This window comes from Sphingorhabdus sp., assembly GCF_044239045.1.
Taxonomy (GTDB): domain Bacteria; phylum Pseudomonadota; class Alphaproteobacteria; order Sphingomonadales; family Sphingomonadaceae; genus Sphingorhabdus_B.
Map to the genome: position 1 here is coordinate 63673 of NZ_JBIICD010000003.1, position 16219 is coordinate 79891.

At 55.2% G+C, this 16219-nt stretch carries 17 protein-coding genes; 11 read left to right on the forward strand and 6 right to left on the reverse strand.

Features of this window, described 5'->3' with window-relative positions; genetic code table 11:
* Nucleotides 1-13 precede the first annotated feature (13 nt).
* Nucleotides 14-349 (forward strand): hypothetical protein, encoded by a 336-nt coding sequence (locus ACILP4_RS02015; protein WP_395619083.1) that lies wholly within the window; start codon nucleotides 14-16, stop codon nucleotides 347-349.
* 197 nt (nucleotides 350-546) lie between these two features.
* Nucleotides 547-756 carry a cold-shock protein gene (locus ACILP4_RS02020; protein WP_185739799.1) on the forward strand — a complete coding sequence of 70 codons (210 nt, stop codon included), beginning with the start codon at nucleotides 547-549 and terminating at the stop codon, nucleotides 754-756.
* Nucleotides 757-821: 65 nt separating this feature from the next.
* Here ACILP4_RS02020 and ACILP4_RS02025 read toward each other — a convergent pair whose 3' ends face one another.
* Both ACILP4_RS02025 and ACILP4_RS02030 read right to left on the reverse strand, forming a co-directional pair.
* Nucleotides 822-1133, reverse strand: coding sequence for a zf-TFIIB domain-containing protein (locus ACILP4_RS02025; RefSeq protein ID WP_395619084.1), 312 nt, complete (start codon nucleotides 1131-1133; stop codon nucleotides 822-824).
* A 131-nt stretch (nucleotides 1134-1264) separates the two neighbouring features.
* Nucleotides 1265-1576: an alkylphosphonate utilization protein gene (locus ACILP4_RS02030; RefSeq protein WP_395619085.1), complete on the reverse strand. Its 312-nt coding sequence runs from the start codon at nucleotides 1574-1576 to the stop codon at nucleotides 1265-1267.
* Nucleotides 1577-1690: 114 nt separating this feature from the next.
* On the opposite strand from ACILP4_RS02030, the gene ACILP4_RS02035 reads away from it, so the two are divergent.
* From ACILP4_RS02035 to argC, 4 genes are all read left to right on the forward strand, one after another.
* Nucleotides 1691-3208 (forward strand): flavin-containing monooxygenase, encoded by a 1518-nt coding sequence (locus ACILP4_RS02035; RefSeq protein WP_395619086.1) that lies wholly within the window; start codon nucleotides 1691-1693, stop codon nucleotides 3206-3208.
* 164 nt (nucleotides 3209-3372) lie between these two features.
* Nucleotides 3373-4761 carry a leucyl aminopeptidase family protein gene (locus ACILP4_RS02040; RefSeq protein ID WP_395619087.1) on the forward strand — a complete coding sequence of 463 codons (1389 nt, stop codon included), beginning with the start codon at nucleotides 3373-3375 and terminating at the stop codon, nucleotides 4759-4761.
* A gap of 126 nt (nucleotides 4762-4887) precedes the next feature.
* Entirely contained in the window at nucleotides 4888-5784 is an 897-nt protein-coding gene (locus ACILP4_RS02045; protein WP_395619088.1) for an NlpC/P60 family protein, read from the forward strand.
* A complete protein-coding gene (gene argC / locus ACILP4_RS02050; RefSeq protein WP_395619089.1) occupies nucleotides 5781-6716 on the forward strand; it encodes an N-acetyl-gamma-glutamyl-phosphate reductase in 936 nt (311 codons plus the stop codon). The genes ACILP4_RS02045 and argC overlap by 4 nt, the downstream gene beginning before the upstream one ends.
* A 49-nt stretch (nucleotides 6717-6765) precedes the next feature.
* Here the strand turns inward: argC and map are convergent, their stop codons facing one another.
* Nucleotides 6766-7593 (reverse strand): type I methionyl aminopeptidase, encoded by an 828-nt coding sequence (gene map, locus ACILP4_RS02055; protein ID WP_395619090.1) that lies wholly within the window; start codon nucleotides 7591-7593, stop codon nucleotides 6766-6768.
* A 62-nt stretch (nucleotides 7594-7655) separates the two neighbouring features.
* Between map and ACILP4_RS02060 the strand changes: the two genes are divergently transcribed.
* Together ACILP4_RS02060 and ACILP4_RS02065 are read left to right on the forward strand one after the other, a co-directional pair.
* Nucleotides 7656-8414, forward strand: a complete 759-nt coding sequence (locus ACILP4_RS02060; protein WP_395619091.1) for a competence/damage-inducible protein A — start codon at nucleotides 7656-7658, stop codon at nucleotides 8412-8414.
* 175 nt (nucleotides 8415-8589) lie between these two features.
* Nucleotides 8590-11463, forward strand: a complete 2874-nt coding sequence (locus ACILP4_RS02065) for a M16 family metallopeptidase (protein WP_395619092.1) — start codon at nucleotides 8590-8592, stop codon at nucleotides 11461-11463.
* A 3-nt stretch (nucleotides 11464-11466) separates the two neighbouring features.
* Here the strand turns inward: ACILP4_RS02065 and ACILP4_RS02070 are convergent, their stop codons facing one another.
* The 3 genes from ACILP4_RS02070 to hslV form a co-directional block, all read right to left on the reverse strand.
* A complete protein-coding gene (locus tag ACILP4_RS02070) occupies nucleotides 11467-11865 on the reverse strand; it encodes a GFA family protein (RefSeq protein ID WP_395619093.1) in 399 nt (132 codons plus the stop codon).
* Between the two features lie 75 nt (nucleotides 11866-11940).
* Nucleotides 11941-13245, reverse strand: coding sequence for an ATP-dependent protease ATPase subunit HslU (hslU, locus tag ACILP4_RS02075; RefSeq protein WP_395619094.1), 1305 nt, complete (start codon nucleotides 13243-13245; stop codon nucleotides 11941-11943).
* A 59-nt stretch (nucleotides 13246-13304) separates the two neighbouring features.
* Entirely contained in the window at nucleotides 13305-13871 is a 567-nt protein-coding gene (hslV, locus tag ACILP4_RS02080; protein ID WP_125230572.1) for an ATP-dependent protease subunit HslV, read from the reverse strand.
* A 217-nt stretch (nucleotides 13872-14088) separates the two neighbouring features.
* Here hslV and ACILP4_RS02085 point away from each other — a divergent pair, with 217 nt between their 5' ends.
* The 3 genes from ACILP4_RS02085 to ACILP4_RS02095 all read left to right on the forward strand — a co-directional run bounded on the left by ACILP4_RS02085 (nucleotide 14089) and on the right by ACILP4_RS02095 (nucleotide 16181).
* Nucleotides 14089-14913 carry a carbon-nitrogen hydrolase family protein gene (locus ACILP4_RS02085; protein WP_395619095.1) on the forward strand — a complete coding sequence of 275 codons (825 nt, stop codon included), beginning with the start codon at nucleotides 14089-14091 and terminating at the stop codon, nucleotides 14911-14913.
* Between the two features lie 78 nt (nucleotides 14914-14991).
* Nucleotides 14992-15153: a hypothetical protein gene (locus tag ACILP4_RS02090; protein WP_395619096.1), complete on the forward strand. Its 162-nt coding sequence runs from the start codon at nucleotides 14992-14994 to the stop codon at nucleotides 15151-15153.
* A gap of 149 nt (nucleotides 15154-15302) precedes the next feature.
* Nucleotides 15303-16181: a DMT family transporter gene (locus ACILP4_RS02095; RefSeq protein ID WP_395619097.1), complete on the forward strand. Its 879-nt coding sequence runs from the start codon at nucleotides 15303-15305 to the stop codon at nucleotides 16179-16181.
* Nucleotides 16182-16219: the final 38 nt, after the last annotated feature.

Sequence of the window (16219 nt, forward strand, 5' to 3'; positions counted from 1 at the left end):
TTAGGGTTGAGGCATGACCGAGACATCGAAAAAGCCCAACTGGTTCGACATCGGCATGGACGCTTGGGCTCTGGCCGCGGAATCGAATCTGGTGATCGCGATGCGCATCGGCAGCTTGGCGCAAGGCGGGCCGGCGGCGGCACAAGAGGCGGGGCGGATGGTGTCGGAGAAGGTCACGGCGAACGTGGCGCTCTGCTGCGACCTGATGACTGGAAAGTTGGGGAGCAGCCCAGAGGCGATTGTCAGCGCCAGCATCGCGCATTATGCCAAAAGCGTGGTCGCCAACCGGAAACGACTAAGCAACACGCTTGCTGCGCAGGTGCCCGAAAGTGGCGGTGAGCGGGAATAAGTCGTTATTTTCGCTTCTAGTTTGCACATTATATAAATCAGGTGTATACAGGTCGAACGCTATCGTCGACCGCGACGGATTTTTGAGGCGCGTCGCTGATCATAAGATCGGAACGGGCAACGTTTTTCCTACCACGACTTGGCTACCCACTTGGCGCTGTTGTCCGGTGGTCACCTGTTTCGTGAAAGGAACATATTATGCCAGTAGGCACCGTAAAATTTTTCAATGCAGACAAAGGCTATGGCTTTATCGCGCCGGATGGCGGTGGTGATGACAGCTTCGTACACATCTCGGCTGTTCAAGCAGCCGGCATGCACACGCTGGATAAAGAGCAGCGCGTGAATTTCGAAGTCGAAATCGGCCGTAACGGTAAGGCTTCGGCCATCAACCTGTCCGCAGCTGATTAATCAGCCGAAAAATTAAAAAAAGGGCTGCCGAGAGGCGGCCCTTTTTTTGTGTCGCGCGCTGATGTTTAGTCGAACAATTCTTCCAGAAACGACTTTCTGCGTTTCTTATACGGGTAGCCGTGACCATAGCCTTGGTGCGGCATAGGATAGCCTTGTGGGGCAAAGCCGCCTTGGGGTGGCGGTGGTGCTTGTGGGGCAGGCGCGGGTTGCGTGGGCATTTCCGCAGCGGCGCTGCGTTCGATAATCTTATCCAGCTCACCGCGATCCAGCCATACGCCGCGACATTGCGGGCAATAATCAATTTCGACACCTTGGCGATCACTCATGACCAACGGTACCTTGCATACAGGGCAAGGCATTCCAACGGCTGCATTCATTTCGGGTCTCCTCTTGAACTCATAAAGCGGTCCGACATCGCCGTCACATGACGACCAGAGGGGCCCGGCCCGCATTTTCCGAACTGGGCATTGCGCCGCCGGATTTCAAGATGGCTACACGCTTACGTGCATCAGCGCTTCCGGACGAACTCGGCGCGCAGCACTAGGCCTTTGATTCCATCAAAGCGGCAGTCAATTTCTTGGGCGTCGCCGGTCAGCCGAATGGATTTAATCAACGTGCCGCGTTTCAACGTCTGGCCAGCGCCCTTGACCGTTAGGTCCTTAATCAACGTTACTTGGTCGCCGTCCGCAAGCAAATTGCCGACTGCGTCGCGGACTTCGACAGTGTCCTTCTGCGCGGTCGCGGCTTTTGCTTCGGCGGCGCTAACCCATTCGCCCGACACTTCGTCATAAACATAATCTTCGTCCATATTGTCGCTCATGAGACCCAATTTCCTTTATGTTAGCCACCGCCGTAGCGGCATTTTTGTGCGCACGAAAGCCAGTTGCAATTTGCAACGATGTCAGTAAGATTTTCTTGTAAAATGGAGAGGCATATGGCGCAGGCTGAGACGACAGTAGATGTATTGATTGTGGGTGCAGGCCTGTCCGGTATTGGCGCTGCGGCGCATCTCACCATGCAATGCCCGAACAAAAGCTACGCAATTGTGGAACAACGCGCCGATATGGGCGGGACTTGGGATCTGTTTCGCTATCCCGGTATTCGGTCGGACTCCGACATGCACACTTTGGGCTATCGTTTCAAACCATGGTTGCATGAAAAAACGATCGCAGATGGCCCGTCCATTCACGAATATGTCCATGAAACCGCCGACGAATATGGCATTTCACCGCATATTCATTTTGGTCACAAGGTTATCTCAGCTAATTGGTCGAGCCCCGATGCGCGTTGGCACATAACGGCCAAGGCTGTGGACGGCGGCGCGGAACGGCATTTTGCCGCGCGGTTCTTGTTCATGTGCGCTGGCTATTATGACTATGATCAAGGCTATAAACCCGATTTTGCGGGCGAAGCCGACTTTGGCGGTCAAATCATCCATCCGCAGCATTGGCCCAAGGATTTGGATTATGCGGGTAAGAAGGTAACGGTCATTGGTTCAGGCGCTACGGCGGTGACGATTGTCCCAGTTATGGCGCAGCAAGGCGCACAAGTGACGATGCTACAACGGTCGCCCACCTACATGGTTTCGCGTCCTGCCATTGACCCGTTTTCGAAATTTGTGCGCAAAATCATGCCGGAAAAGCTGGCCTATGCGTTGACGCGGTGGCGCAATATCAACATGCAGCGTTTCACATATTGGTATGCGCGCCGGAACCCGGCAAAGCTAGGCGAAAGGCTGGTCAATATGGCGCGGGAGGCTTTGCCCGCGTCGGTGGATGTCGACACCCATTTCGTGCCTAAATATGGCCCGTGGGAACAACGCCTGTGCCTCATCCCCGATAGCAACATGTTCACGGCGATTACCGAGGGCAAGGCCGAAGTTGTAACCGATCATATCGATCATTTTACCAAGACAGGCATCCAGTTGAAGTCGGGCAAGCATATCGCATCTGATATCATCATCACCGCGACGGGCCTGAACCTCGTCACGATGGGCAAGACCGCGATCAGCGTCGACGGGAAAGCCGTCAATTTTGGCGAGCATTTCAATTATAAAGGTGTGATGTTCAACGACATTCCGAATTTCGCCAGCGTATTTGGTTATATCAACGCATCTTGGACGCTAAAGACCGATATTGTGGCGGATTATGTGTGTCGCTTATTGTGGAAAATGGATGACAAAAACGCACTGGTGGCAACGCCAGTTCTGGATGATCCTGACATGCCGAAGCTGCCATTTGTGACTGATTTCAGCTCCGGCTATTTCGCGCGCAGTTTTGACACGCTGCCCAAAAATGGCGACCGTCACCCATGGCGTGTTCTGCAAAACTACACGGCAGAGAAGAAAATCCTGACACAGGACCCTGTCGATGATGGCGTCATGGTGTTTTCAGCGCCGCAATATACGAGGACGCATAAAGAAAAAACAGAAACGCTTATCGCCGCGGAATGATGTTTATGGACGGGCGTCGATGGCGCCCGTCAGCTTATCTGATTTCGAATTGTCGCGGCTGTGCGGCGCGCGGGGTGGTAGTGATATCGCATGCAGATAAGAAAAATGTGCATCCTTTCTGAAATTTCTCCCGTTCGCCTGCTATTGCGGCTATCGCAGTGTTTATGCGTTACGATAATCTGATCCAGCCTGATAATGCGCAGGCCGCCACCCTTATTCATGTCACCGACAAAGGTCGTTTTGAAGCCTGGCTTGCGCTGCAATCTGATGCCGCCCGAACGGCTATCAAGGCACAAAAATTTGAAGGAAACGCAAACGATATAGCCATATTGCCCGGAGATAAACCCGGGGAATGGTTTGTCGTTGCCGGCGTATCGGATGCGGCCGTCCCGGGTGTGTGGCATTTGGCTAAAGCAGCAGATAGCCTTCCTGAAGGCACCTATCGCCTTGTCGATTATGATGCGGGCGATGCGATGCTCGGGTGGATATTGGGGCAATATCGCTATCATGAATATCTGAGCGATCCGAAACTTGTCGGCCCAAGGGTCTTGTTGGTGCGAGAGCCTGCCCGCATCCCCGTGGCAGAAATGCAGGCCGCTGCAACCGCTTTGGTCCGCGATCTTGTCAACCGGCCAGCGAGCGACCTTGGCCCACACGCGTTGGAGACTGAGGCAAAGCGCATCGCAAAGTCATATAAAGCGGACGTCACCGTCACCACTGGTGAGGCTCTCGAAACGGGCTATCCGCTCATCCACGCGGTCGGCAAAGCCGCCGCCCGTGCGCATGCGCCGCGTCTGATTGAAATGGAATGGGGCGACCCACGCCACCCGCGTATCGCGATTGTGGGCAAGGGCATTACGTTTGACAGTGGCGGGCTGGATATCAAACCTGCCTCCGGCATGCGGCTAATGAAGAAAGATATGGGCGGCGCAGCTCATGCCTTGGCATTGGCAGAGCTGATTATGGCGGCGCATTTACCCGTGCGGCTGCACATGTTGGTGGCGGCAGCGGAAAACAGCATCGCAGGTGACGCGATGCGGCCAGGCGACATCGTCAAAAGCCGCAAGGGAATTAGCGTAGAAATCGACAATACCGATGCCGAAGGACGTTTGGTGTTGGCAGATGCGCTTACCAAGGCGATAGAGGATAAGGCGGAGTTGATCATTGATTTTGCTACGCTGACCGGTGCGGCACGCGTAGCGCTTGGCCCTGATTTGCCAGCTATGTTCAGCAACGACGAACGGATTGCAAATGACATGCTAGCGGCATCAAAGGCAGCTTCGGACCCGCTCTGGCGCATGCCCTTATGGGCGCCATATATGGAAATGCTCGACAGCGATATCGCCGACATATCGAACAGCGGCGGTGCCTTTGCAGGCGCGGTTACGGCGGCGTTGTTCCTCCAGAAATTCGTCCCCGATGATGTGCCTTGGGTGCATCTGGACACCTTCGCCTGGCGGCCCACCAGCAAGCCCGGCAGGCCAAAGGGCGGAGAGGCGCTTGGATTGCGGGCTGTCTTTCGTTATTTGACGGAAACTTATCCGGTCGGCTAAGGGCTTTAGAAGAAATTTTTCGTCGCACCAGCGCAGGCTGGTGCCTATCTCGCCTGTCGTTCAAAGCCGAGAGACGTAATGGGCCCCAGCCTACGCTGGGGCGACGGGTGTTGGGGGAATGAGTAATTGGGTATCAATAAGCCAATTGGTAGGCCTATTCACAAGCTGACGGGACACAGCCTTGTCGGCGACAAAAGGACAACGCCTATCCGTGGCGACCTTGCCGATATCAGCCTGGCTGGAAAGCTCTTCGCGCCGCATTATGCCGTGCCGATGCTGCGCACCGGTATCGCGCCCGTTACGGAAATCCACGCAGAGGCCCATGCGACATCGATGCCGGTCAGCGCGTTGATGCATGGCGAAGAATTTGCCGTGTTGGATGTCGCAGGTGAATGGGCTTGGGGATATTGCCTGCACGATAATTATTTGGGTTATCTGCGCTTTGCCGAACTGGGTGATGATTTTGCCGCGACGCATATTGTTACGGCGCCGGCGACATTGCTCGTAGCGGCACCGTCGACAAAAGCACCCGTGCTGGCGCGTTATCCTATGGGCGCGCGTTTGCTCTGCGGTGATTTGAGCGCATGTGGTACATATCTGGCGTGCGAAAATGGTTTTGTGCCGCGCACGCATGTGTCTGACATCGGGTGCGTCAATGCGTCGCCCACTGATCTCGCTGAGCAGCTTATCGGCACGCCCTATAGCTGGGGTGGACGCAGCGGCGATGCGCTTGATTGCTCGGGCCTTTTGCAATTGGTCTTTGGCCTAAAAGGCATCATGGCTCCGCGCGACGCCGATATGCAAATGGCCGATTTCGGTACGGCATTGCCCGAAGGCGCTCCGCTGGAACGTGGCGATTTGGTTTTCTTTCCCGGCCATGTCGGCATCATGGCCGATGCTGACAACATCATCCACGCCAATGGCGCGGCAATGGCAGTAAGCGTGGAACCTCTGACGGACGTGGCTGCGCGCTTTGCCGAGCATGAGGTCGCAATTTTGGCACGTAAGCGGGTCGCGCTTTGACTAAAACCATTTTCATCGATGGCGCCGCGGGCACCACTGGGCTTGAGATCGCTGACCGGCTGGCAGGCCGCGCCGAGTTCTCGTTGATCACCTTGGATGATGCCAAACGCAAAGACATGGCCGCGAAACGCGAAGCGTTGAATGATGCCGACTTTGTTATCCTCTGCCTACCAGACGACGCCGCGAAAGAGGCGGTGGCGATGACGACATCCGCCACGACACGCATCATTGACGCGTCCACGGCCTATCGCGTCGACCCAAATTGGGCCTATGGCTTTGCCGAATATCGCGCCGGCCAACGCGAACGTATTGCTTCCGCGCGGTTGGTGAGCAACCCCGGCTGCTACCCCACCGGATTTTTGGGCCTTATCGCGCCTTTGGTCGCCGCTGGTTTGCTCCCAGCCGATTGGCCATACACCGTTAACGCCGTGTCCGGATATTCGGGCGGTGGCAAGGCATTGATACAAAGGTTCGAAGGCGATGGCGCGGATATCGGCTATCGCAGCTACGGCCTTGATCTGGCGCACAAGCATGTGCCCGAAATGCAGGCCCATGCAGGCCTGATCCACCCGCCCATATTCGCCCCCGCCGTCGTCCGCTCCTTTCGCGGGATGGTGGTTGAAGTGCCGTTGCCGCTCTCGGCGATGACGGGGGCAGGTCGTGCCGATGCGTTGCGCGCCGCGCTCGAAACGCATTATGCGGGGTCAATGCTTGTGACGGTGCACAGCGAAGCTGCGCCAAGCGAATTATTGATGCACGCCGACCAAGCGCCATCCGACCGGCTTGATCTTTATGTGCTGGCTTCGCCCGACGGCTTGCAAGTGCGCCTGTTGGCAATGCTTGACAATCTCGGCAAAGGCGCGAGTGGAGCGGCGGTGCAAAACCTAAACATCATGGCCGGCTTGGATGAGACGATTGGGTTGCGGTTGTAATCGTAATTTCGACCAAAATACGTCGTGACCCTGAACTTGGCAACAGCCCTCAATAAGGTGGCTTATCAAAACCTCTGGGGCTTGCCGTAAATATTTCGCAGCCATCGTCAGTAATGCCGATACTGTGTTCGAATTGCGCGCTTAATGAACGGTCCCGGGTTACTGCCGTCCAGCCATCGTCGAGGACCTTGCCTGCGGCCTTGCCGATGTTGATCATTGGCTCGATGGTGAAGATCATGCCGGGCCGTAGCTCTGGCCCCGTGCCGGGGCGGCCGACATGGACGATTTCGGGGGCATCGTGGAACAACTGGCCCAAGCCATGGCCGCAGAAATCGCGGACCACGCCATAGCGGTGCTTTTCGGCGTGGGTTTGGATCGCATAGCCAATGTCGCCGACACGATTGCCGGGCTTTGCGGCCTCGATGCCGAGCATGAGGCATTCATAAGTCACATCGACCAAACGCTTGGCCTTCACCGGCACGTCGCCGACCAAGAACATGCGGCTGGTGTCGCCGTGCCAGCCATCCAGTTGCGGCGTGACGTCGATGTTGACGATGTCGCCATCCTTCAATTTCTTGTCCGATGGAATGCCGTGGCAGATTACGTGGTTGATCGAAATGCAGCAGCTGTGCGTGTACCCGCGATAGCCAAGGGTAGCCGGCACCGCGCCGCCGCGCATCGTCATCTCGCGGACAATGTCGTCGAGTTCTTCGGTTGTCACGCCGGGCACGACATGCGGCACCAAAGCATCGAGGATTTCTGCGGCTAGGCGTCCGGCCTTGCGCATGCCGTCAAAGCCTTCTGCACCATGCAATTTGATCGTCCCGTCGCGGGCCTGCATCGCCTCTTGCGGCGTCACGCTTACATATTGTTCCATGCAAGCGATATAAGGCAATAATCCGCACTTTGCGAGGGGGTGATTTATGCTATCGAGTCCTCATGACAGAATCTCGCATCTACACCGCTGCCCTTGTGATTATTGGCGATGAAATCCTTTCTGGCCGCACACAGGACAAAAATGTAAGCCAAATTGCCCTTTGGCTCAATATTCAGGGCATTCGCCTGCGCGAAGTGCGCGTGGTTGCCGATGACATGGATGCGATAATTGAGGCGGTAAACCTCTTGCGTGCACGCAATGATTATCTGTTCACAACCGGCGGCATTGGCCCAACGCATGATGATATTACGGTCGATGCAATAGCGGCTGCTTTGGGTGTTGAGGTAGTTATCCATCCCGAAGCGAGCGCTGTGCTTCACGCATATTATGAAACACGCGGCGGCATCAATCCGGGCCGTTTGCGCATGGCGCGGGTGCCTGACGGCGCGGACCTGATCCCCAACAAAATGTCGGGCGCGCCGGGTATCCGGCATGGCAATATCTTTATCATGGCCGGTGTTCCGCACATTACCGCAGGTATGTTGGACGCACTCACAGGTACGCTTGAGGGCGGCGCGCCCTTATTATCCCAACAAATCGGATGCTGGGTCGCCGAAAGCGAAGTGGCCAAGCTGCTGGGCGATACGGAAAAGCATCATGAAGGATGCCAGATCGGCAGCTACCCGTTTTTCCGCGAGGGCAAGGTCGGTGCAAACTTCGTTGTCCGCACCACCGATGCGCATAAATTGGCGGAATGCGTTGAGGCGTTGCAACTTGGCCTGCGCGGTTTGGGTTATGACACCGTCGACGGGGGAATTTAGTTACAATGTCCCGAGAAACCCCTCGTCATCCCGAACTTGTTTCGGGATAACAGGCAGGCGGTTGTGCGTCATCCCGAAACAAGTTCGGGATGACGAGCAAGTGATTGAAAGAAGTCGCCGCTTTTTTCGGATCGTTCATGTGCGGTCAAGCTGCACGCCCGTTATGAGGAGTGTAATGCGCAAATTTTCTTATGCTCTCGCTTTGGCAGCGTTGCTGCTCTCCACCAATACTTACGCCCAAACCGCGTCCGTCACGACCGCGTCGGCGAAGACGGGTGCGCAACCTTGGTTGTATGAAGGCAGCGACGTCCCTGTGGATGACACATGGACATTTGGCGTTTTGCCCAATGGTCTGCGCTATGCGGTTAAGAAAAACGACGTTCCAGCGGGGCAGGTTTCCATTCGCGTGCGGATTGATGCGGGCGCATTGCATGAGAATAATGATGAGCAAGGCTTTGCCCATCTCATCGAGCATCTGTCCTTTCGTGGATCAACTTTTGTTCCGGATGGGGAAGCGAAGCGCATCTGGCAAAGGTTTGGCGTAACATTCGGCAGCGATAGCAACGCCCAAACAACGCCTACGCAGACCGTCTATAAACTCGATTTGCCCAATGCGACGCAGGAAAAGCTGGATGAGTCTGTAAAAATCATTTCCGGCATGATCCGTAACCCGCGGATTTCGCCAACCGCGTTAAATGCAGAACGTGCGATTGTTTTGGCCGAATTGCGCGAGAATAGTGGCGCGCAGATGATCTATAGCGATGCCCTGCGCCAACATGCATTTCAGGGGCAGCGCCTTGCAAGCCGATCGACCATTGGAACGCCGGAAACGCTGCAGGCGGCAGATGCCATTCACCTCAGCGCCTTTCATGACCGCTGGTACCGCCCCGAAAATACTGTTGTTGTGATGGCTGGCGATATGGAACCAGCGCAACTTGCCAATCTGGTCCAACGATATTTCAACGACTGGAAAGGTAAAGGCGCACGCGCGCCGGAACCAGATTTTGGCGACCCCAGCCCGCAAGGAACACCTGCGCGTGTGCTGATTGAGCCGACATTGCCACATATGGTCAACATTTCCTATCTGCGGCCCTGGCGCAAAGTGAACGACACGATTGCCTATAATGAACAATTGTTGATCGATGCCTTGGCGATGCAAATCATTAACCGCAGGCTTGAGGTGCAGGCGCGCAATGGCGGCAACTATCTATTTGCGCAGGTTGCGCAGGAGGATATTTCGCGCACCGCCGATGCGACATTGGTTTCGCTGACGCCCGTCGGTGACCAATGGGAAGCCGCAACGCGCGACGTCCGTGCCATAATTGCCGATGCAGTTGCGACGGCGCCTTCGGTTGCGGACATTGATCGGGAAAGGACTTTGTTCGGCAACGCGCTGCGTACGATGCTGGACAGCTATCCGTTCGAAGCCGCTGCCAAGCAGGCGGATGATATCGTCAGCGCCGTGGATATACGCGAAACGGTGGCTGCCCCAAAAACCGTTGTCCAAGTGTATGAAGGCCTGAAGGACAACTTCACCCCCGAACGACTTTTGGAGTCCACACAGAAGCTTTTTAGCGCCGATGTGATCCGGTTGTTGGTCTCTTCGCCGACCTCGATACCCGATGCGGATAATCGCGCTCTCGCGGCTTTAAATGCACCCGTGGCAGCGAACACATCGGCTCGCCTGTCCGAAAATACGCTTGGCTTTGCGGCATTGCCTCAATTGGGTCCGCCGGGAACGCTGGTGGCCGAGGACATTTTATCGCGATGGGACATTAATCGGCTGGAACTGTCCAATGGCGTGCGCGCCTTGCTCTATCCAAATAAAGCCGAAAGCGGTCAGATCCGGCTGCTGGTCCGTTTTGGTCGTGGATATCAGGCCGTAAACCCAGACCAAGGCGGTCTGTTATGGGCAGGGCCATTAGTTCTGTCTGAAAATGGCATCGGCAATATCAAACGCACCGAAATTGATCAGATGGTCAACGGACGGCGTATTGAACTCAACTTTTCGGTCGATGATGACGCCTTCCAATTTGGCGCCAACACCCGGCCCGATGATCTTGCGGATCAGCTTATCTTGATTGCGACGAAGTTGGAGCATCCCGGTTGGGACCCCGCACCTGTGGAACGTGCCAAGGCGTTGGCCACGTCAGGCTATGCTAGCTTTGAAATGTCGGCGATGTCTGTGTTGCAACGTGATCTGGAATATCTGCTGCGCAATAAGGACGCGCGTTGGAAATCGGCGACGCCTGCAGAAGTGGCAAAAATTGATGCTGCGCAGTTTGAAGCTTATTGGCAGCCTTTGATGGCGCAGGGCCCTGTCGAAGTTCTGCTTTTTGGCGATTTTGATAAATCGGAAGCGGTCAAGGCGCTGGAAAAAAGCTTTGGCGCAATGGCACCGCGTGCGCCATTGCCGGTATCAACAGCGGCAAGCGAACTGCGTTTCCCCGCGCCAACGGCCGCGCCGCTTCGTTTGACGCACCGCGGTGCCAGTGATCAAGCGGCAGCCGTCATGGCTTGGCCAACCGGCGGTGGCATCAGCGGCATTACCGAGGGGCGACAGCTGGAAACATTGGCGGCAATCTTCCGTGATCGTTTGTTCGAAAAATTCCGCGCCGAACAAGCCGCGAGTTACAGCCCCGACATGGCCGCCAACTGGCCAATCAACTTTAACAGCGGCGGATATCTGATGGCCTATGCACAGGTTAATCCTGCGGATGTGGACCGTTTCTTTGCTTTTGCAGACGACGTTGCGGCGGACTTAATTGCCAACCCCGTTAGTGCCGACGAACTGCAGCGCGCTGTGGAACCGACCAAGCAAGCCATTGAGCGTGCGGCCTCGGGCAACACATTCTGGCTGAACCAACTGAAAGGGGCAAGCTATCACCCTGAACGCTTTGTTGCATTGGGCAGGCTGTACAGCGATTTCAACGATGTAACGCCCCCAATTTTGCAGTCATTGGCACAGCGCTATTTTATCAAAGACAAGGCGTGGAAGCTCGTCGTTGCGCCGCATTCGGACGATGGAACGGCAACGGCTGCGCGCTGAACCTTATCCCGGGAAGCGTTCAAATGCAGGAAGGGTGTGTGCGTTCGCCATCCAATCAATCCGTTCGGCTGTCTGGATATGGCACTGCAACGGGAACACCGAAGGATCATCAAGCGTAGCCGATTGAATATCGACGATGCCAGGCAACATTTCGGCGTTGCGATAGGCGATACCCGTGCCGCAACTTGGGCAAAAACTGCGTATCGCCATGCCTGATGAATTGAATTCGGTCAGATCACCCTGCAGAAGTTGAAATGCGTTCTCGGAAAAGGCAGCCCAAGCGACGGCAGGTGCACCTGCGCTTTTCCGGCATCCTTCGCAATGGCATAAGGCCACATGCTGGGGCGTTCCTCTGACTTCATACCGCACGGCACCGCATTGGCACCCACCTTGCTGTGACATGTTCCGACTCCAGTTAAGAACTTGGAATCATATCAAAGTTAAGAACTTGGAATCATATCAAAAGTTAGTACTCCGTCAAAGCACATATTTAGACAGGTCGGTGTCCTTGGCGATGCCCGAAAGTTGTTTGCTGACATAAGCGGCGTCAATCTTCAAGGTTTCGCCTTTGCGGTCCTCGGCATCATAACTAATATCTTCAAGAAGCTTTTCCATGACGGTCTGCAAGCGACGTGCGCCGATATTTTCGACCGAAGAATTCACATCCACGGCGATGCGCGCAATGGCATCAATTGCGTCATCGCTGAATTCGAGCGTAACTTCTTCGGTCGCCAGCAATGCCCGATATTGCATCGGCAGATTGGCGCGGGTTTCGGATAGGATCCGAACAAAGTCGGCATGCTCCAACGCGCGCAGTTCGACGCGGATGGGCAAGCGGCCCTGTAATTCGGGCAACATGTCGCTTGGCTTGGAAATGTGGAAAGCACCCGACGCAATGAACAAAACATGGTCGGTTTTCATCGGCCCATATTTGGTCGCGACGGTAGTGCCTTCAATCAATGGCAGTAGGTCGCGCTGAACACCTTCGCGACTGACCGAGCCCCCGCCCCGCGTGTCCGACACTGCAATCTTGTCGATTTCGTCTAAGAATACGATGCCATTGGCCTCGGCATCGGCCAACGCGACCCGGTTCACATCATCTTGGTCTAGGCGCTTTTCAGATTCTTCCTCGACCAGCTTTTTCCAGGCGTCGGGGACTTTCATCTTGCGCCGTTTCAGATTCTCCTTGCCAAAGGCCTTGCCCATCATATCGCCAAGATTAATCATCCCGACATTGCCGCCCATGCCCGGTATTTCCATCGGCATCGTCGGATTGTCGGACACTTCGATTTCAATTTCAACGTCGTCCATATGCCGCTCGCGAATGCGCTGGCGGAATGCTTCGCGCGTGGCTTCGCTTGCCGTGTCGCCAGCCAGCGTTTTCAATATCCGCTCCATTGCGGCTGTCTCCGCAGCTTCGCGCACATGTTCGCGGCGGCGCTCTTTTTCCAGACGTACGGCTTCCTCAGCCAAATCGCGGGCAATTTGTTCTACGTCGCGACCGACATAGCCAACTTCAGTGAATTTGGTGGCCTCAACCTTGATGAACGGCGCATCGGCTAACTTGGCCAAGCGGCGTGAAATCTCGGTCTTGCCGCAACCCGTCGGGCCAATCATCAATATGTTTTTGGGCGTCACCTCGTCGCGTAAATCTGCGCCGAGGCGCTGACGACGCCAACGGTTGCGCAAGGCAACGGCCACGGCCCGCTTTGCATCGGCTTGGCCAATGATATGTTCGTCGAGAGCAGCCACAATGGCTTTTGGGGTCAGTGCGTTTTTCATTACGACCTACATGGGAAGTTGCGAACGGCGTTCAAGTGAAGCGGGCCAGCGACGGTTGTTTACTGGGCGCTATCCAAGGTTTCGACCGTTAGATGATCATTGGTATAAACGCAGATTTCGGCGGCAATTTTCATGGCATGTCGCGCCATTTTTTCAGCGTCCGTCTCATAATCGGCAAGCGCACGGGCCGCCGATAAAGCGTAATTCCCGCCTGAGCCAATTGCCGCAATGCCGTCATTCGGCTCCAGCACATCACCATTTCCCGTCAGGATTAAGGTTACATCCTTATCCGCGACAATCATCATCGCTTCCAAATTACGCAGATATTTGTCGGTCCGCCAATCTTTGGCCAATTCGACCGCCGCGCGCATCAATTGCCCGCGATGTTGCTCAAGCTTACGCTCTAACCTTTCGAAAAGGGTGAATGCATCGGCGGTTGCCCCTGCGAACCCGCCAATGACGGAACCATCATGCAATTGCCGCACTTTCTTCGCATTGGGCTTCATCACTGTCTGGCCCATCGACACTTGGCCATCGCCAGCGATCACCACTTTGCCATTTTTGCGGACGGATAAAATGGTGGTGCCGTACCATGTCACCGGATTTGCGTGCGATTGTGTTTCCATGCCGCAGATATGGGAAACATCCGCCGAAAGCGCAAGTCAGCGATTATTTGCCCTGAATATTGTCAGTCACGCGTACGTTGAGCTGCTGCGTCATATTGTTTTCGCTTGATCAACGATTTTCGGAGCGTTGCATATATCTTGCAATGTTGTTTGCGCAGTGAAATGAATGCCAGCTAGCAACGTTGTTTTCCACTTAGTGAATATCTATCAGGTTTTTATGCGCATAGCCTTGCATCAGATGACCAGTTGCATTGATCCGATGCGCAACGCTTCGGACATGGAAGGCGCTATTGCCAAAGCCGCCGAAAACGGCGCGTTGATGTATTTTGCGCCAGAAATGGCGCTAATAGTTGATCGTGACCGGGCCCGCGCCCGCAAACATATGGTGGGCGAATCCCACAGCATTGCGCTGCAAAGGCTGATCGCTGCGGCGGCCCGACATGGGATGTGGGTGCATATCGGCTCCATGCCCATACTGGAGGACGGCGCGGAGAAGTTAGCCAATCGCAGTATCATAATCTCTCCAAACGGCGCAATTGCCGCCCGTTACGACAAAATGCATCTCTTTGATGTTGATTTGGCGTCGGGTGAAACTTGGCGTGAGTCATCGGCTTATGTCGGCGGAGAGCAGCCAGTGGTGGTTCAAACGCCCCTGGGCCTGATGGGCCTCGCGATTTGCTATGATATGCGCTTTCCCGATATGTTCAGCGCTTATGCCAAATCGGGCGTTGATATCATTACGCTGCCGTCTGCCTTTACGGTTCCAACAGGTGAGGCGCATTGGCACACGCTTTTGCGCGCACGGGCGATTGAAAGCGCGGCATTCGTAATTGCTGCGGCGCAATGCGGTGTTCATGAAGATGGCCGGCAGACCTATGGGCACTCGCTTGTTGTTGATCCCTGGGGCACAATATTGCTCGATATGGGCAGCTTGCCGGGACTTGCCTACGTCGATCTCGATCTCGACACCATAATGCAGGTGCGAAAACAGATTCCCGTTCACGCAAACCGGCGGAACATTCCTTCACCCTTTATTGCCTGATAAAGCTGGATTAAGGGCAATCCTATGCATGCGTTTGAGCAATTTATTTGGCAAGATCATCTGTGGGCGGTTTCATCTGTGATGTCTGCTTTCGTGGTGTTGGTCAGCAGTCTGGCGGATCGCCGCCGTCATAATCGTGCCAATATTGACGATGTGGGGTTCATGCCATGGACGGCCATTACCGTGTTTTCGGTACTCGCGACCGTTTTGTCTGCGGCGCTGGCGATTAAAGGCCTTTAACTGGCCTTTAGCCTTACCCAACGGTTTTGCAAAAGCCGCTGATCAAGGCGAGAAATTTGCGTCATTTTGAACAGATATTGCGCGACGATTGCGTTGCTTTCCATTCCGAATAAAGCGGATTAAGGCGGCACATCTATTGGGGAAATTTTGTGACATCATCCTCGGTCCGGTCGGGCCTGTTATACGCCTTGTGCGGCTTTGCACTTTTGTCGATTGGCGATGCGGTCATTAAATCTATCGCAGGGGCTTGGCCAGGCACCGCTGTGGCTTCGCTGCGCTATTCGATTGGTGCCATAGGGCTTGGCACTTTGTTGTTCCTGAAGGAAGGGTGGCGGGGCTTTGCAATGCCCATGCCCAAATTGCAGTGGTTACGCGGATTTTCGGTGGCTGTGGCGACCATCTGTTTCTTCTCGTCGATTTTCCTAATGCCTTTGGCTGACGCGACAGCCATCGGCTTTACCAGCCCCATGATAACAGCGATTTTTAGCGCAATCTTCCTCCACGAACGTATCCACGCCACGAAATGGGTTGCCATTTTTGTGGCCTTTGGCGGCGTGCTGTTGATCATGCGTCCTAATGTGACAGAGCTGGGCTGGGTCGCATTACTGCCGCTAGTAGCTGCAATGAGCATGGCGTTCATGATGATCGGCAACCGCGCCGTGGCTGGGACTGGTTCGCCATTGCTCATGCAATTTTTGGTGGCGTCACTTGCGGTGCCCTTCATCCTCAGCGCTGCCTTTATTGGCCATTTTTCTGGCGTCGAGGCGCTGCATGTCGGTGTTCCCGATTGGACAATTATCGCGCGCTGCACGTTGGTTGCCGTCACCGCAAGTTTTGGACATTGGTTGATATACATGGCCACGACGCGCGCATCCGCCGCAGAAATTGCGCCCATGACATATGTTCAACTGTTGATAGCCGTCGGGTTGGGGATTCTATTATTTGGCGACTGGCCTGACCTGACGTCACTCGCGGGGGCGGGTATCATCGTGGCAAGCGGGTTAATTTTGTGGCGCGGGTCCCGATAAAATTTGGTACAATGCTACAGCGGTAAATTAGCAAAAGA

Bases quoted from the DNA above. Each gene is read 5' to 3' on its own strand.
- ACILP4_RS02015 (WP_395619083.1), top strand. From the start codon at position 14: ATGACCGAGACATCGAAAAAGCCCAACTGGTTCGACATCGGCATGGAC.
- ACILP4_RS02020 (WP_185739799.1), top strand. From the start codon at position 547: ATGCCAGTAGGCACCGTAAAATTTTTCAATGCAGACAAAGGCTATGGC.
- ACILP4_RS02025 (WP_395619084.1), bottom strand. From the start codon at position 1,133: ATGAATGCAGCCGTTGGAATGCCTTGCCCTGTATGCAAGGTACCGTTG.
- ACILP4_RS02030 (WP_395619085.1), bottom strand. From the start codon at position 1,576: ATGAGCGACAATATGGACGAAGATTATGTTTATGACGAAGTGTCGGGC.
- ACILP4_RS02035 (WP_395619086.1), top strand. From the start codon at position 1,691: ATGGCGCAGGCTGAGACGACAGTAGATGTATTGATTGTGGGTGCAGGC.
- ACILP4_RS02040 (WP_395619087.1), top strand. From the start codon at position 3,373: ATGCGTTACGATAATCTGATCCAGCCTGATAATGCGCAGGCCGCCACC.
- map (WP_395619090.1), bottom strand. From the start codon at position 7,593: ATGGAACAATATGTAAGCGTGACGCCGCAAGAGGCGATGCAGGCCCGC.
- ACILP4_RS02060 (WP_395619091.1), top strand. From the start codon at position 7,656: ATGACAGAATCTCGCATCTACACCGCTGCCCTTGTGATTATTGGCGAT.
- ACILP4_RS02065 (WP_395619092.1), top strand. From the start codon at position 8,590: ATGCGCAAATTTTCTTATGCTCTCGCTTTGGCAGCGTTGCTGCTCTCC.
- ACILP4_RS02070 (WP_395619093.1), bottom strand. From the start codon at position 11,865: ATGTCACAGCAAGGTGGGTGCCAATGCGGTGCCGTGCGGTATGAAGTC.
- hslU (WP_395619094.1), bottom strand. From the start codon at position 13,245: ATGAAAAACGCACTGACCCCAAAAGCCATTGTGGCTGCTCTCGACGAA.
- hslV (WP_125230572.1), bottom strand. From the start codon at position 13,871: ATGGAAACACAATCGCACGCAAATCCGGTGACATGGTACGGCACCACC.
- ACILP4_RS02085 (WP_395619095.1), top strand. From the start codon at position 14,089: ATGCGCATAGCCTTGCATCAGATGACCAGTTGCATTGATCCGATGCGC.